General features: G+C 57.9%; 19 protein-coding genes. 18 read left to right on the plus strand and 1 reads right to left on the minus strand.

The genetic code is table 11. The features are described from left to right. Positions 1-756 precede the first annotated feature (756 nt). Together AWM79_RS11960 and AWM79_RS11965 are read left to right on the plus strand one after the other, a co-directional pair. Positions 757-1188 carry an HIT domain-containing protein gene (locus AWM79_RS11960; protein WP_060782905.1) on the plus strand — a complete coding sequence of 144 codons (432 nt, stop codon included), beginning with the start codon at positions 757-759 and terminating at the stop codon, positions 1186-1188. Beyond that, positions 1185-1391, plus strand: a complete 207-nt coding sequence (locus tag AWM79_RS11965) for a SlyX family protein (protein ID WP_060782906.1) — start codon at positions 1185-1187, stop codon at positions 1389-1391. Before AWM79_RS11960 ends, AWM79_RS11965 begins: the two co-directional genes overlap by 4 nt. A gap of 72 nt (positions 1392-1463) precedes the next feature. On the opposite strand, the gene AWM79_RS25920 is transcribed toward AWM79_RS11965, so the two are convergent. After that, the gene (locus AWM79_RS25920) at positions 1464-2066 is read right to left on the minus strand and encodes a cold-shock protein (RefSeq protein WP_060782907.1); all 603 of its coding nucleotides are present in this window, start codon (positions 2064-2066) and stop codon (positions 1464-1466) included. Between the two features lie 443 nt (positions 2067-2509). On the opposite strand from AWM79_RS25920, the gene AWM79_RS11975 reads away from it, so the two are divergent. The 16 genes from AWM79_RS11975 (at position 2510) to queE (ending at position 15516) form a co-directional block, all read left to right on the plus strand. Next, positions 2510-2980, plus strand: a complete 471-nt coding sequence (locus AWM79_RS11975) for a Dps family protein (RefSeq protein WP_060782908.1) — start codon at positions 2510-2512, stop codon at positions 2978-2980. Between the two features lie 294 nt (positions 2981-3274). Then, the gene (locus AWM79_RS11980; protein WP_017131986.1) at positions 3275-3547 is read left to right on the plus strand and encodes a ribbon-helix-helix domain-containing protein; all 273 of its coding nucleotides are present in this window, start codon (positions 3275-3277) and stop codon (positions 3545-3547) included. A 211-nt stretch (positions 3548-3758) separates the two neighbouring features. After that, positions 3759-3980 carry an FmdB family zinc ribbon protein gene (locus tag AWM79_RS11985; protein WP_017131987.1) on the plus strand — a complete coding sequence of 74 codons (222 nt, stop codon included), beginning with the start codon at positions 3759-3761 and terminating at the stop codon, positions 3978-3980. Positions 3981-4073: 93 nt separating this feature from the next. Beyond that, entirely contained in the window at positions 4074-5849 is a 1776-nt protein-coding gene (gene aspS / locus AWM79_RS11990) for an aspartate--tRNA ligase (RefSeq protein ID WP_060782909.1), read from the plus strand. Between the two features lie 133 nt (positions 5850-5982). Further along, the gene (locus AWM79_RS11995; RefSeq protein ID WP_060782910.1) at positions 5983-6729 is read left to right on the plus strand and encodes a YebC/PmpR family DNA-binding transcriptional regulator; all 747 of its coding nucleotides are present in this window, start codon (positions 5983-5985) and stop codon (positions 6727-6729) included. 146 nt (positions 6730-6875) lie between these two features. Next, positions 6876-7400, plus strand: a complete 525-nt coding sequence (ruvC, locus tag AWM79_RS12000; RefSeq protein ID WP_017131990.1) for a crossover junction endodeoxyribonuclease RuvC — start codon at positions 6876-6878, stop codon at positions 7398-7400. 115 nt (positions 7401-7515) lie between these two features. Continuing rightward, positions 7516-8130: a Holliday junction branch migration protein RuvA gene (gene ruvA, locus AWM79_RS12005; protein ID WP_060782911.1), complete on the plus strand. Its 615-nt coding sequence runs from the start codon at positions 7516-7518 to the stop codon at positions 8128-8130. Beyond that, positions 8131-9189: a Holliday junction branch migration DNA helicase RuvB gene (ruvB, locus tag AWM79_RS12010; protein ID WP_017131992.1), complete on the plus strand. Its 1059-nt coding sequence runs from the start codon at positions 8131-8133 to the stop codon at positions 9187-9189. Between the two features lie 137 nt (positions 9190-9326). Then, the gene (gene ybgC, locus AWM79_RS12015) at positions 9327-9794 is read left to right on the plus strand and encodes a tol-pal system-associated acyl-CoA thioesterase (RefSeq protein ID WP_017131993.1); all 468 of its coding nucleotides are present in this window, start codon (positions 9327-9329) and stop codon (positions 9792-9794) included. Next, on the plus strand, positions 9784-10479 hold the full coding sequence (tolQ, locus tag AWM79_RS12020) for a protein TolQ (protein WP_060782912.1): 696 nt from the start codon (positions 9784-9786) through the stop codon (positions 10477-10479). The genes ybgC and tolQ overlap by 11 nt, the downstream gene beginning before the upstream one ends. Positions 10480-10493: 14 nt before the next feature. Further along, the gene (gene tolR, locus AWM79_RS12025) at positions 10494-10946 is read left to right on the plus strand and encodes a protein TolR (RefSeq protein WP_011063015.1); all 453 of its coding nucleotides are present in this window, start codon (positions 10494-10496) and stop codon (positions 10944-10946) included. Beyond that, positions 10946-12025: a cell envelope integrity protein TolA gene (tolA, locus tag AWM79_RS12030; protein WP_060782913.1), complete on the plus strand. Its 1080-nt coding sequence runs from the start codon at positions 10946-10948 to the stop codon at positions 12023-12025. The genes tolR and tolA overlap by 1 nt, the downstream gene beginning before the upstream one ends. Positions 12026-12072: 47 nt before the next feature. After that, positions 12073-13323 (plus strand): Tol-Pal system beta propeller repeat protein TolB, encoded by a 1251-nt coding sequence (tolB, locus tag AWM79_RS12035; protein WP_017131995.1) that lies wholly within the window; start codon positions 12073-12075, stop codon positions 13321-13323. Between the two features lie 52 nt (positions 13324-13375). Beyond that, positions 13376-13873: a peptidoglycan-associated lipoprotein Pal gene (gene pal, locus AWM79_RS12040; protein WP_017131996.1), complete on the plus strand. Its 498-nt coding sequence runs from the start codon at positions 13376-13378 to the stop codon at positions 13871-13873. A gap of 6 nt (positions 13874-13879) precedes the next feature. Then, positions 13880-14704: a tol-pal system protein YbgF gene (ybgF, locus tag AWM79_RS12045; RefSeq protein ID WP_060782914.1), complete on the plus strand. Its 825-nt coding sequence runs from the start codon at positions 13880-13882 to the stop codon at positions 14702-14704. 164 nt (positions 14705-14868) lie between these two features. Then, positions 14869-15516 carry a 7-carboxy-7-deazaguanine synthase QueE gene (queE, locus tag AWM79_RS12050; protein ID WP_026013182.1) on the plus strand — a complete coding sequence of 216 codons (648 nt, stop codon included), beginning with the start codon at positions 14869-14871 and terminating at the stop codon, positions 15514-15516. The last annotated feature ends 1 nt before the right edge of the window (position 15517 follow it).

Below are 15517 nucleotides of genomic sequence, written 5' to 3' on the forward strand. Positions count from 1 at the left end.
ATGCTTGAGCATAGATAAGAAAGCCTCATGTTCAAGGATTGAACTGTCCATGGTCACAGCGTCTTGCATTGTTACCCTGTCGCGGGAGCTTCAGCGTCCGATCAGGCCCTCTATAGCGACTATGGGAGGAGTAAAGCAACAAGCATGCACAAAGTTGAAAAAAGCCAGAAAATATTTTGTTGACGGTCTTGTCGCGCTGAAATCCTTGTGAGAACTGGGGTAAAATCCGTTTCTGATGGTGCTTGACGTCTTGCTTTTTCTTGTGCTGCTAATTAGTTGATTCTGTGCACAAAGGTAAAACGTTACCGGTCCACACTGCGGATTGGGTGATCGGCGGGTAAAAAAGATGCACCGATAGTAGCCGCTCTATGCGATTTTGGTGCAAAAAGGCTTGTAGGTTTTTTCTGTTTGTGCGGTCGGTCGATTCTGGCTGGGTGCTCCGGCTATCAGATCAGGCTGGGCCGATATCGCAGGTCGGGGAAGGTTTTCAGGAACAGATAGGTTGTTGATTGCAAGCGTCGGTCTTTTGTCCATTGATGGGTAAAAAAGGTGCGCCTGGAGTCTGGAATGGTGCGTATCGTGAGCCGGTGTTTTACTTTGGCGTGCGGAAGGAGGCGATAATCCGCTTGCTATTCTCCGATTGCTTGGCGGTGAACTGGCAGTTGAAGGCGGGTATCCTCATGGTCTGTTGCCGGGCGAAGGTGTTGTCGGTTTGTCGCCTCGGACGGGAAAATCAGTCAAGCAGGAGTGTGTACGGTGTTCGTTCTCGATTCGCGTCTTCAACAAGACACTTTGCCGATGGGCGACTTTGCGTTGTGTCGTCTGCTGTTATCCAATGATTCGAATTATCCTTGGTTCATTCTGGTGCCCAAGCGTGCGGATATCAGCGAGCTATTTCAACTGGAGGCGGCTGACCAGGAGCAGTTGTGGCGTGAAACCACCGCGTTTGCGCAGGTGCTCAAGCAGGTTTTCGAGGCGGACAAGTTGAATGTTGCGACGTTGGGTAATGTGGTCAGCCAACTGCATATGCACGTCATCGTTCGTCGGTGCAGTGATGCCGCGTGGCCAGCTCCGGTGTGGGGCAAACATCCGTCGCGGCCCTATGCCGATGCGCAGGTCGCGCAGATTCGCGAACGGTTGCGCACAGCGCTGGCTGAGGGTTTCTCCTATGTGCAGGCGCAGTCATGAGTTTTGAAGAACGCGTGACCGAACTGGAAACCCGATTGGCCTTTCAGGATGACACCATCCAGTCGCTGAACGATGTGCTGGTGATGCAGCAGCGCGTGGTGGAGCGCTTGCAATTGCAGATGACGGCCCTGCTCAAGCGCCATGAGGAAATGATCGGGCAATTCGAGTCGTCCGAAGAAGAAGCGCCGCCGCCGCACTATTGACGGTGACGTGCCAGTCTTTGGGCATAAAAAACCGCGCGCCGTCAAACGGCATCGCGGTTTTTTCAGACCCGATCAGCGACGCGGCAACGCAGCGATCACATCTTCAGCTTGCAGGCCCTTGTCGCGGTTCATCACCGAGAACTCGACGCGCTGGCCTTCGACCAAGACGCGATGGCCTTCGCCACGAATGGCGCGAAAGTGCACGAAAATATCATCACCGGAATCCCGCGAGATAAAGCCAAAACCCTTGGAGGTGTTGAACCATTTCACGGTGCCGGTATCGCGATTGCTCATATCGTAGTTGTGTGAAACCGCAGCGGCTGAAGATCTGTAGAAACTCACGGCCAGGTGCATAGACACAGCCGCCACTGCGGCTACCAGGCTCAACAGTACGGCGGGCTGGCTACCGATCATCGGCAGGGGGGCGAGCAGTACCAGGATCTGTAGGGCAACGGCGAGGATCAGCAGGACGCTGACCAGATTCTGCACTTGGTGACGTGGACCCTTGTTCCAGTAAGGAATGACCGGAGCCAGGATGAGGTTGAGCAAGCCGAAGAATGCCAGGTAAAGCGCATCGGGTTGTTGCAGGTAAGGCACGGCTTCGGATCGCAGGCTGGGTATAAAGGACAGCAGCAGGGCGACAGCGCCCGTTATCAGATGGACGATTTTTAACATTTTGATTAACTCACTCAAGATAGATCGCAAGGAAGAGCTGACGACGAGCGGTTCGCTTCTGAAAAAAGGTGAGGCGGTGAGCACGCAAGCCTGTCAGCCTATGCGTCGCTGCCGATATCCGGCGCGACGACACAGCCTCTATTTAACAGCAAAGCCAGAGCCTTCTCAAATTAACGGTTTGAGCGGTATCGCCGGACTTTTTGGGAGTATGTCGCAAGAGGCGAGCAGAGGCCTGTCCTAGACACCTGTAGGCCAGCGGTTCGAGCCGCGACGAGCGGGTGATGGGCGTTCGGACTGTTCTTGCATTGCTGGCGCAAGCTATGGGCGGGCAAGGCGGATTTGTCGCACGGGGCAGGTGACGCCGGGGCTGCACGGGGCACGGACTCTTGCTAGAGTGGTCCGACACCTTCACGGGTGATCTCAATCACATCAAAGGGACTCATATGGCTATTGATATCGGTATCAGCGAAGCAGACCGCAAGTCTATTGTTGAAGGTCTTTCCCGCCTGTTGTCGGATACTTATGTACTTTATCTGAAGACCCATAACTTCCATTGGAATGTCAGCGGCCCAATGTTTCGGACCCTGCATTTGATGTTTGAAGAACAATATAACGAGCTGGCACTGGCGGTGGATTCGATTGCCGAGCGAATCCGCGCGTTGGGATTCCCTGCGCCAGGCACTTATTCAACTTATGCCCGCCTGTCCTCGATCAAGGAGGAGGAAGGCGTACCGAGTGCCGAGGAAATGATCCGGCAGTTGGTACAGGGCCAGGAGGCGGTGACCCGTACAGCGCGTGGCATATTTCCACTGCTGGAGAAGGTCAGCGACGAACCCACCGCCGATCTGCTGACTCAACGCATGCAGGTGCATGAGAAAACCGCCTGGATGTTGCGAGCCCTGCTGGAAGGTTGAGGCTTGACGCGCGGATGAGGTCCTTGTGGCTTCATTCGTGCGATTGTCGGGTGTACGCGGGCATGCCGTTCCTGCCGGGACGCGTCGCTGTTCTGCATTTTCTGGTTGCCTCATCCTACGGTTTTCATGGTCCGGTCCGCTGGATAAGAACTTTTGCTTAATGTTTTATGTAAAAGAGATTTTCCAGGAATGTCTTTATTCAAAGGCATGTAGCGACGGAGTGCGAGGAAGATGGTGCAGTTAAGTCAGTGTGTGGGGGAGACTGGTTTGTTTCGTAAAGCCAGGACGGAACCCATGTTGCTGGAGTTTGATATCGGATTGGCAAAACCTGTATCGCGATCGGTTCGCCTGAATGGGTTTGCAACCTGTCTGCGCTTGGAGGAGGTGTATTGGAAAGTGTTGTCCGACATGGCCGGCATCAACCAGTGCACGGTCAATGCGCTGCTTTCCAATGTCGATATGGAGGTACATCTGCGTTATGGAGGGGTAAAGAATTTCAGTGGTTTGATTCGTGTGGTCTGCATGGTGCATCTTTTGACATCGGGTGGTTTGCACCGTTCGGCCTGATTGCGGGTGAGAGGCGTCCCGCTCTGGCTTTCAGCTTGTAGAATGTCTTGAAAGGAGGCGCCTGTCGGCATTTGGCGAATACACTGAGCGGGACGGTCGGTCATACGGCTGCAAAGCCTCGATTTAACGGATATAATCCCGCTCTTTGCTGCATGGCCCGACTCTGGGCTCGGGCAGCAGTGATGTCGTTATCTGATTGTCGAGATGCCCCATGCCCATGTACGACTACCAATGCGCTTCCTGTGCTCATCAGTTGGAAGCCATTCAGAAAATCAGCGCCGCCCCTCTGGTCGATTGCCCGGCCTGCCAGGCGCCAGCGTTGAAAAAGATGCTTTCGATGCCCGGTTTCCGCCTCGGCGGTAGCGGTTGGTACGAGACCGATTTCAAGACCGGCGCCAAGAAAAACCTGGCCGGTGGCGACAAAGCCGACTGAAAATGAATCACACGAGCAGGCTCTTGCGCGCTACAGGTACTACGGTGCGCAAGACCTCACCGAATTCGAATTACGAGAAGTGAAACCACGACCATGATGCGCAGCCATTATTGCGGCCAACTGAACGAGAGTCTTGAAGGCCAGGAAGTCACCCTTTGCGGATGGGTCCACCGTCGTCGTGACCATGGCGGGGTGATTTTCCTCGATATCCGTGATCGCGAAGGTCTGGCCCAGGTGGTCTTCGACCCGGATCGTGCCGACACCTTTGCCGCCGCCGATCGTGTGCGCAGTGAGTACGTGGTGAAGATCACCGGCAAGGTGCGCCTGCGCCCAGCCGGTGCTGGTAACGCCAACATGGCCTCCGGTGCAATCGAAGTGCTCGGCTACGAGCTGGAAGTGCTGAACGAAGCGGAAACCCCGCCGTTTCCGCTCAACGAGTACTCCGATGTCGGCGAAGAAACCCGCCTGCGCTATCGCTTTATCGATCTGCGTCGCCCGGAAATGGCTGAGAAGCTGCGCTTGCGTTCGCGCATGACCACCAGCATCCGTCGTTACCTGGACGAAAACGGTTTTCTCGACGTCGAGACACCGATCTTGACCCGTGCGACGCCAGAAGGCGCTCGTGACTATCTGGTACCGAGCCGTACCCATGCCGGCAGCTTCTTCGCCCTGCCGCAGTCGCCGCAGTTGTTCAAGCAACTGCTGATGGTGGCCGGTTTCGACCGTTACTACCAGATCGCCAAGTGTTTTCGCGACGAAGACCTGCGTGCCGACCGCCAGCCGGAATTCACTCAGATCGACATCGAGACCAGCTTCCTCGATGAAAAAGACATCATGGGCCTGACCGAAGGCATGATTCGCAACTTATTCAAGGAAGTGTTGGGTCAGGAGTTCGGCGAGTTCCCGCACATGACGTGGGACGAGGCCATGCGTCGTTATGGCTCCGACAAGCCGGACCTGCGTATCCCGCTGGAACTGGTGGACGTCGCCGACCAGCTCAAGGACGTTGAATTCAAGGTGTTCAGCGGCCCGGCCAACGACCCGAAATGCCGCGTGACCGCCTTGCGTGTCCCCGGTGCGGCGAGCATGCCGCGCAGCAAGATCGATGACTACACCAAGTTCGTCGGCATCTATGGTGCCAAGGGCCTGGCGTACATCAAGGTCAACGAACGCGCCAAGGGCGTGGAAGGCCTGCAATCGCCGATCGTCAAGAACATCCCCGAGGCCAACCTTAACGTGATCCTCGATCGCGTCGGCGCGGTCGATGGCGATATCGTGTTCTTCGGTGCCGACAAGGCCAAGATCGTCAGCGAGGCCCTGGGCGCGCTGCGGATCAAGATCGGTCACGACCTCGAACTGCTGACCAGCGAGTGGGCGCCGCTGTGGGTCGTCGACTTCCCGATGTTCGAGGAGAACGAAGACGGCAGCTTCACCGCCTTGCATCATCCGTTCACCGCGCCGAAGTGCTCGCCCGAAGAGTTGCAGGCCAACCCGGCCACCGCGCTGTCCCGCGCCTACGACATGGTCCTGAACGGCACCGAGTTAGGCGGCGGTTCGATCCGTATCCACCGCAAGGAAATGCAACAGGCGGTGTTCCGTCTGCTGGGTATCAGTGAAGCGGAACAGGAAGAGAAGTTCGGCTTCCTGCTCGATGCGCTGAAATACGGTGCTCCACCCCACGGTGGTCTGGCTTTCGGCCTCGACCGTCTGGTGATGCTGATGACTGGTGCCCAATCGATCCGCGAAGTGATCGCCTTCCCGAAAACCCAGAGCGCGGCCTGTGTCATGACCCAGGCACCGGGCCTGGTGGACGCCAAGGCGTTGCGCGAGCTGCACATTCGCCTGCGTGAAACACCCAAGGCCGAGTAACTCGGTGCTTGCGGGCGCATCCTTGGATGCGCCCTTTCTTTATATAGGGTCGAAAATTTCGCTTGCCAACCCGTATTGATTGCGTGGTGGGCAATGTTTCAAGGCAATTTTTTAAAGAGCATCGGAGCAAGTTATGGCGGGTCATTCCAAGTGGGCGAACATCAAGCACCGCAAAGAACGTCAGGATGCCAAGAAGGGCAAGATCTTCACCAAGTGGATTCGCGAGCTGACTGTTGCCGCCCGGCAGGGTGGTGCTGAGCCGGGCTCCAATCCACGCTTGCGCCTGGCCCTGGACAAGGCCTTGGGTGCGAACATGAGTCGCGACATCATCGACCGCGCCGTGGCCCGCGGTGCCGGCGCCGCCGACACCGACGACATGGTCGAACTGAGCTATGAAGGTTACGGTCCGGGCGGTGTGGCGGTGATGGTCGAATGCATGACCGATAACCGCAATCGTACCGCCGCCGCCGTGCGTCATGCCTTCAGCAAATGTGGCGGCAACCTCGGCACCGACGGCTCGGTGGCCTATCTGTTCGAGCGCAAGGGGCAGATATCCTTCGCGCCGGGCGTCGACGAAGATGCGCTGATGGAAGCTGCGATGGAGGCTGATGCCGACGATGTGGTGACCAATGAAGATGGTTCGATCGATGTCTTCACTTCGTTTTCCGGTTTCTACGCGGTGCGTAACGCCTTGGAGGCTGCTGGGTTCAAGGCCGGCGATGCGGAAATCGTCATGCTGGCGACCACCAGTGCCGAACTCGATCTCGAAGGTGCGGAGAAGGTCCTGAAAATGATCGACATGCTCGAAGACCTGGATGATGTGCAAAACGTCTACTCCAACGCGGAAATTCCCGAGGCTGTGCTGGAACAGCTCGGCTGACCGACTTACGCTCCTGTCTGACAGGGGCGTCTCCCTTTGCAGCGCAAAGGACTGGCGTCCTCTGGGCGACACGCTATCGACCTGCATGCATATACAGTAGATACTAGGCGTCATTGGCAGGCTTTCTCGATTAAACCGCAGGCGTTATGACTCTTATTCTTGGTATCGATCCAGGGTCGCGAATTACCGGTTACGGTGTGGTACGCGACACTGGGCGTGGCTGTGTCTATGTGGCGTCGGGGTGCATTCGCACCGGCAGTGGTGAGCTGCGCGAGCGGTTGCAAGTGGTCTACCGCAGTGTGCGGGAGGTGATCCAGACCTATGAGCCGGTGACCATGGGCATCGAAAAGGTGTTCATGGCAAAGAACCCCGATTCGGCGCTCAAGCTCGGCCAGGCGCGTGGCGCGGCGATTGTCGCCGGGGCCGAAGAGAACCTGGAAATTGCCGAGTACACGGCGACGCAGGTCAAGCAGGCGGTGGCCGGTACGGGCGGCGCGAACAAGGAACAGGTGATGATGATGGTGATGCACTTGCTCAAGTTGACCAGCAAGCCGCAGGTCGACGCCTCGGATGCGTTGGCGATCGCCTTGTGCCATGCACACACGCGTTCGAGCCTGTTGTCCCATGGATTGGGGGCGGCACGGGCTCGTGGCGGTCGCCTGCGTCTCTGATAGCATCATCAGCTTAAACAATTTTGCTTGCCGATAGCGTGTCCTGCCGGATGATGGCAGGTCTATCGGCCTGTTCATCAGCCCCCTGGCCTGGCCGGAAATAAGGATCTGATACGTGATTGGACGCTTGCGCGGTACCCTGGCTGAAAAACAGCCGCCGCACCTTATCCTGGATGTGAATGGACTCGGCTATGAGCTGGAGGTCCCGATGACCACGCTCTATCGCCTGCCGTCGGTCGGCGAACCGCTGACGCTGCACACCCATTTGGTCGTGCGCGAGGATGCCCAGTTACTCTATGGCTTTGTCGGCAAGCGCGAGCGTGACTTCTTTCGCGAGCTGATCCGCCTGAATGGTGTCGGACCCAAGCTGGCGCTGGCGTTGATGTCCAGCCTGGAGGTTGATGAGCTGGTACGTTGCGTGTCGGCCCAGGATACTTCGGCCTTGGTCAAGGTGCCGGGGGTCGGCAAGAAGACCGCCGAGCGTCTGCTGGTCGAGCTCAAGGACCGCTTCAAGGCTTGGGAAACCGTGCCGAGCATGTTTGCGTTGGTGCCCAACCAGCCGGATGGCTCGCCGCCGGTGCCGGTTGCGAGTGCCGAGACGGATGCGGTCAGCGCACTGATTTCCCTGGGCTACAAGCCACAGGAAGCCAGCAAGGCGGTGTCTGCCATCAAAGAGAAAGGCTTGAGCAGCGAAGATATGATTCGCCGCGCCCTGAAGGGAATGATTTAAGTGATTGAAGCCGATCGTTTGATAACCGCCTCCGGCGGGCGCGACCGCGAGGAGGTCCAGGACCGGGCAATTCGTCCGCTGAGCCTGGCCGAGTACATCGGTCAGCCCACGGTCAAGGAGCAGATGGAGCTGTTTATCCAGGCGGCCCGGGGCCGCAACGAGTCCCTTGACCACACCTTGATCTTCGGGCCGCCGGGGTTGGGCAAGACTACCCTGGCCAATATCATCGCCCAGGAGATGGGGGTATCGATCAAGAGCACGTCCGGACCGGTGTTGGAACGGGCGGGCGACCTGGCGGCGCTACTGACCAATCTCGAGCCCCACGATGTGCTCTTCATCGACGAAATCCACCGCCTGTCGCCGATTGTCGAGGAGGTATTGTATCCGGCGATGGAGGACTTTCAGCTCGATATCATGATCGGCGAAGGCCCGGCCGCACGGTCGATCAAGCTGGATTTGCCGCCGTTCACCCTGGTAGGGGCGACCACTCGCGCGGGTATGTTGACCAATCCGTTGCGTGACCGTTTCGGTATCGTGCAGCGTCTTGAGTTCTATAGCACCGCGGATCTGGCGACCATCGTCAGTCGTTCGGCTGGGATTCTCGGGTTGCCGCTGGATCCCGAGGGGGCTTTCGAGATCGCTCGGCGCGCGCGCGGTACGCCGCGGATCGCCAACCGATTATTGCGGCGAGTCCGTGATTTCGCCGAGGTGCGGGCCAAGGGGCATATTACCAAGGCGGTCGCTGACCTGGCGCTGAACCTGCTGGATGTCGACGAGCACGGTTTCGATCACCAGGACCGACGTCTGTTGTTGACCATGATCGAGAAGTTCGACGGTGGCCCGGTGGGGGTGGACAGCCTCGCGGCGGCGATCAGCGAGGAAAGGCACACCATCGAGGATGTGCTCGAACCCTACCTGATCCAACAGGGCTACATCATGCGTACTTCCCGTGGGCGGGTGGTCACCCGGCACGCGTATTTGCACTTCGGTTTGAACATTCCCTCACGTTTGGGTGAAATGCCCGTAGCAGACGGGTTTCTTGATGCGCTGGACGAGTAAAGGCAAGACCGAGGCTGATTTATTCGATGTTTGCGTTGTCCGAAGGTACGTGTCACAAATCTTTATGCAAAAAGTCGTGGAAGTATGAAAAACAGTTGCCTGGCCGGATTGGCAACCTGAGGAGTAAGCACTAGAGTATGCGCGCGCAAAACGGGGTTCAGTCGTTCGCACATCGCTGTCGCGTTTATTACGAGGACACCGATGCTGGCGGCATCGTGTATTACGTTAATTACCTTAAATTCATGGAGCGGGCTCGAACCGAGCGGCTGAGGGCGCTGGGTTTTGCCCAATCGCAGCTGATGGGGGAGAACCTGCTGTTCGTCGTACATTCCAGCGAAGCGCGTTACCACGCGCCGGCGCGACTGGACGACGAGCTGTCGGTCAGCGCTGATGTCATTGAATTGAACCGAGCGAGCCTGCGTTTCAAGCAGCAGGTTCGACGAGCAACGGATTCAACACTGCTCTGTGAAGGGCAGTTTCTGGTGGCGTGCGTGCGCGCCGACAGTTTGAAACCCCGGGCCATTCCAGAAGCCTTGCGGTCGGCCTTTGCCGACTCAAGCGGCGCGGGTACTCACTTACAGCAGGAGAAAAAGCGTGGAAGCTAACGTCGTCGACCATACCTCCATGTGGAGTCTGGTCAGCAATGCCAGCATCGTGGTGCAGTTGGTCATGCTGATCCTGGTGGCTGCCTCAGTCACCTCGTGGATCATGATTTTTCAGCGCAGTAATCTGCTGCGCGCCGGTCGTCGTGCTCTGGAGAGCTTCGAGGAACGCTTCTGGTCGGGTATCGACCTGTCCAAGTTGTACCGTCAGGCCGGTAGCAACCCAGATCCGGACTCGGGGGTCGAGCAGATCTTCCGCGCCGGCTTCAAGGAATTTTCTCGTCTGCGCCAGCAATCGGGTGTCGATCCGGAGGCGGTGATGGAAGGCGTGTCCCGTGCCATGCGCGTGGCCATTTCCCGCGAGGAGGAAAAACTCGAGCAGAGTCTGCCGTTCCTTGCGACCGTGGGTTCCGTCAGCCCGTATATCGGCCTGTTCGGCACCGTCTGGGGGATCATGAATTCCTTCCGTGGCCTGGCGACTGCCCAGCAGGCGACCCTGGCCACTGTTGCTCCCGGTATTTCCGAGGCCTTGGTCGCCACCGCCATTGGCCTGTTCGCGGCGATTCCGGCGGTGATCGCCTACAACCGGTTTGCCGCCCGCGGTGAAACCCTGATCAGCCGTTATTACACCTTCGCCGACGAGTTCCAGGCGATCCTGCACCGTAAAGTGCACACCAGCGAAGAGTGAGCAGGTAAATCCCCATGGCCCGAGTTCGCCACAAACGCAAGCCGGTTGCCGAGATGAACGTGGTGCCATACATCGACGTGATGTTGGTATTGCTGGTTATCTTCATGGTTACCGCACCGATGCTCAACCAGGGCGTGAAAGTCGATCTGCCCAAGGTTTCCAGCGAAGCCTTGCCGCAGGACAACAACACCCAGGTCCTGACCATTTCGATCAAGGCTGACAAGACCTACTACTGGAATCTTGGCAGTGAAGTCGACACCGAAAAGCAGCAGGACAAGGCCATGACCTTGCCGCAGATGACCGACGCCGTGACCAAGATCATTCGCGCCGGCAACGAGGGCGGCAAGCACACCCAGGTCTTCATTCGTGGCGACAAAAGCGTCGACTACGGTGCCGTCATGGGAGCCATGGGCGGTCTGCAAAAAGCAGGGGTCGGTAATGTTGGCTTGATTACCGAGGCGCCCTGATGCAGCAACAGCGAGAGCCGTCCGCCTCGGAAAGCTACTTCTGGCCCAGCGTCTGGGCGATAGGCTTGCACCTCCTGATTTTCGGCATGTTGTTCGCCAGCTTTGCCATGACTCCGGAACTGCCGCCGGCCAAGCCCATCGTCCAGGCGACCCTGTACCAACTGAAATCGAAGAGTCAGGCAACCACCCAGACCAATCAGAAGATTGCGGGTGAGGCGAAGAAATCCGCCGCGCGCCAGACCGAAGTCGAGCAGATGGAACAGAAGAAGGTCGAGCAGGAAGCGATAAAGGCAGCGGAAAAAAAGAAAGAAGAGGCTGCTCAAAAGGCCGAAGAAGCGAAAAAAGCTGACGAAGCCAAGAAAGCGGACGAGGCAAAGAAGGCCGACGAAGCCAAGAAAGCCGACGACGCGAAGAAGGCCGCCGAGGCGAAAAAGGTTGAAGAGAAACAATTGGCTGATATAGCCAAGAAGAAAGCCGAAGAAGAAGCCAAGAAGGTCGCTGAAGAAGAGGCCAAGAAAAAGGCGGCTGAGGAAGCGAAGAAAAAGATAGTCGAAGACGCGAAGAAGAAGGCCGCGGAGGACGCCAAGAAAAAAGCTGAAGCGGAAGAGGCGAAGAAGAAGGTCGCCGAAGACGCGAAGAAGAAAGCAGCGGCCGATGCGGCGAAGAAAAAGTCGCAGGATGCCGCGCGTAAATCCGCCGAGGAGAAGAAGGCCCAAGCCCTGGCCGATTTGCTTTCCGATACGCCGCAGCGCCAGCAGGCCCTGGCGGATGAGCAGGGCGATGAAACCGCGGGCAGTTTCGACGATCTAATTCGCGCCCGTGCCGCGGAGGGTTGGGCTCGCCCGCCTTCGGCACGTAAAGGGATGACGGTGGTGCTGCAGATCGGCATGTTGCCGGATGGTACCGTGACCACGGTCTCGGTGGCCAAATCCAGTGGCGATGGGCCGTTTGACGCATCGGCGGTAGCGGCGGTCAAGAATATTGGTCGTTTGACAGAAATGCAGGGAATGAAACCGAGCGACTTCGCTCCTTATCGTTCATTCAAGATGACATTCACACCTGAGGATCTAGCCTTGTGAGAAACCTTCTTCGAGGAATGCTTGTCGTGATCTGCTGTCTGGCAGGGATGGCGGTAGCAGATGAAAAGAACATTTTGGTTACCAGTGGCAGTGACCGGGCGACGCCGATTGCGGTGGTCCCGTTCGGTTGGCAGGGCGGTAGCGTGCTGCCGGATGACATGGCCCAGATTGTCGGCGACGACCTGCGTAACTCCGGTTACTACTCGCCGATCCCGAAGCAGAACATGATCAGCCTGCCGACCCAGGCCAGCGAAGTCATCTACCGTGACTGGAAGGCCCTGGGCGCCCAGTACCTCATGGTCGGCAGCATTGTCCCGGCAGGCGGTCGCCTGCAGGTACAGTATGCGCTGTTCAACGTCGCCACCGAGCAGCAGGTGCTGGCCGGCAGCGTGTCGGGCACTGCCGAGCAACTGCGCGATATGTCGCACTACATCGCCGACCAGTCGTTCGAAAAGCTCACCGGCATCAAGGGCGCGTTCTCGACCCGCATGCTGTACGTGACAGCCGAGCGCTTCTCGGTGAACAACACCCGCTACACCCTACAGCGCTCGGACTATGACGGCGCGCGTGCGGTGACCCTGTTGCAATCGCGCGAGCCGATCCTCTCGCCGCGTTTTGCGCCGGACGGCAAGCGTATCGCCTATGTGTCGTTCGAACAGAAGCGTCCACGCATCTTCGTCCAGCATATCGACACCGGTCGTCGTGAGCAGATCACCAACTTTGAAGGTCTGAACGGCGCGCCGGCCTGGTCGCCAGATGGCACGCGCCTGGCGTTCGTGCTGTCCAAGGACGGCAACCCGGATATCTACGTGATGAACCTGGCTTCGCGTCAGATCAGCCGTGTAACCAGCGGTCCGGGCATCAACACCGAGCCGTTCTGGGGCAAGGATGGCTCGACGCTGTACTTCACTTCCGACCGCGGCGGCAAGCCGCAGATCTACAAGACCAAGGTCAATGGTGGCAGCGCGGAGCGGGTGACCTTTATCGGTAACTACAATGCCAACCCGAAACTGTCGGCTGATGAAAAGACGCTGGTGATGATCCACCGTCAGGATGGTTTCACCAATTTCCGAGTTGCCGCTCAGGATTTGCAGCGCGGCAGCGTAAAAATCCTTACAGACACTAACCTTGATGAGTCAGCTACTGTCGCGCCCAACGGCACCATGGTAATCTACGCCACCGCCCAGCAGGGCCGGGGAGTCTTGATGCTCGTGTCCATCAACGGACGCGTAAGGCTCCCGCTTCCTACCGCACAAGGCGAAGTCAGAGAACCTTCCTGGTCCCCTTACCTGAACTGACGCGGCGCTGTACGTTTTACTTAACACACTGGGGTTCATTAGGAGTTTCACGATGGAAATGCTGAAGTTTGGTAAATTTGCTGCGCTGGCTCTGGCCATGGCTGTAGCTGTAGGTTGCTCGTCCAAAGGCGGCGACAACGCCGGTCAAGGCGCTGTTGATCCAAACGCTGGTTACAGCGCTAACACCGGTGCCGTCGATGGCTCGATGAGCGAAGAAGCTGCTCTGCGCGCAATCACCACCTTCTACTTCGAATACGATAGCTCTGACCTGAAGCCAGAAGCCATGCGTGCGCTGGACGTTCACGCCAAGGACCTGAAAGCCAACGGCGCTCGCGTCGTTCTGGAAGGCAACACCGACGAACGTGGTACTCGTGAGTACAACATGGCACTGGGCGAGCGTCGTGCGAAAGCCGTTCAGCGCTACCTGGTACTGCAGGGTGTTTCCCCAGCTCAGCTGGAATTGGTTTCCTACGGTAAAGAGCGTCCAGTTGCTACTGGCCACGACGAGCAGTCCTGGGCTCAAAACCGTCGCGTCGAACTGCGTAAGTAATTCGTCATGCGAACGTGCCGTCGTGCTGTAACTGTATTGGCTCTCAGCCTCATGCCGCTTGCGGCGTGGGCTGCGGTTCCCGTGGTCGATAACAACTCCGGCTATAACAATAGCGGTGGGAGTTATCCTCCTGCGGGTTACGGTACGAACGGCGCCTATGCCGGGGGAGGGGTTTCGGCCCCTGTCTCGGCACAGGGCGAATTGTTCAACCAATTGCAACGCATGCAGGAACAACTTGCGCAGCAACAAGGCGTAATCGAAGTTCTGCAAAATGATGTAGCGCGCATGAAGCAGGAAAGCCTGGAGCGATACCAGGATCTTGATCGGCGCATAGGCAGTGGCGGCGCTCCGGCGATTGCGGCGCCTGATAATTCTTCCGGCGGTGGCGATGTCAATGCCGGCGTCGGTGCTGCACCTGCTGCCCTGGCCCCGGCGGCCAGCGGTGAATCTGGCGATCCTGCGAAAGAAAAGCTGTACTACGACGCTGCTTTCGACCTGATCAAAGCCAAGGATTTCGACAAGGCCAGCCAGGCATTCGGCGCCTTTCTGCGCAAATACCCGAACAGTCAATACGCAGGCAATGCGCAATACTGGCTGGGTGAAGTGAACCTTGCCAAGGGCGACTTGCAAGGTGCCGGCCAGGCCTTTGCCAAAGTCAGCCAGCTGTATCCCAAGCATGCCAAGGTACCTGACTCGCTGTACAAGCTGGCTGACGTAGAGCGTCGGCTGGGGCACACCGATAAGGTGAAGGGCATTTTGCAGCAGGTGGTTTCCCAGTATCCGGGCACCTCGGCTGCCCAGTTGGCTCAACGGGACCTACAGCGCATGTGATGTGTTGAGGACTTGAATCAAGAAACCCGCGCTTGTCGCGGGTTTTTTCGTTAGAATTACAGCCCTTTTTATGAAATACGCTGTTCTGGACGGTGCGATTGCCGGTTCATGACGGTGCCTGACGGAGGCGGACAGCCTGTTTAGCTGTTACGCCCGTGGCGAATATGCAAGACACATTGAGAATTACCGAAATTTTTTACTCGTTACAGGGTGAAGCGCGCACCGCTGGGTTGCCGACAGTATTCGTGCGCCTGACGGGCTGTCCCCTGCGCTGTCAGTACTGCGACAGCGCCTACGCCTTCAGCGGCGGTACGTTGATGACGCTGGACGGCATTCTCGATCAGGTTGCCGGTTACCGGCCGCGCTATGTCTGTGTGACGGGCGGCGAGCCGTTGGCCCAGCCCAATGTCATACCGCTACTCCAGCGGCTCTGTGACGCTGGTTATGAGGTTTCCTTGGAAACCAGCGGCTCACTGGATATCTCGGCGGTGGATACGCGGGTTAGCCGCGTGGTCGATCTGAAGACGCCGGGCTCCAAGGAGGCGCATCGCAACCGCTACGAAAACATTGAGCGGCTGACCGCCAATGATCAGGTCAAGTTCGTGATTTGCTCTCGCGAAGACTACGACTGGTCGGTGTCCAAGCTGATCCAATACGGCCTGGAGAAACGGGCCGGTGAGGTGCTGTTCTCGCCGAGTCATCACGACTTGCCGCCCCGAGATCTGGCGGACTGGATCGTGGCGGATAACCTTCCCGTGCGCTTGCAGATGCAATTGCACAAATATCTATGGAATGATGAGCCGGGGCGCTGAT

Origin of the sequence: Pseudomonas agarici (genome assembly GCF_001543125.1) — a bacterium.
Taxonomy (GTDB): Bacteria; Pseudomonadota; Gammaproteobacteria; order Pseudomonadales; family Pseudomonadaceae; genus Aquipseudomonas; species Aquipseudomonas agarici.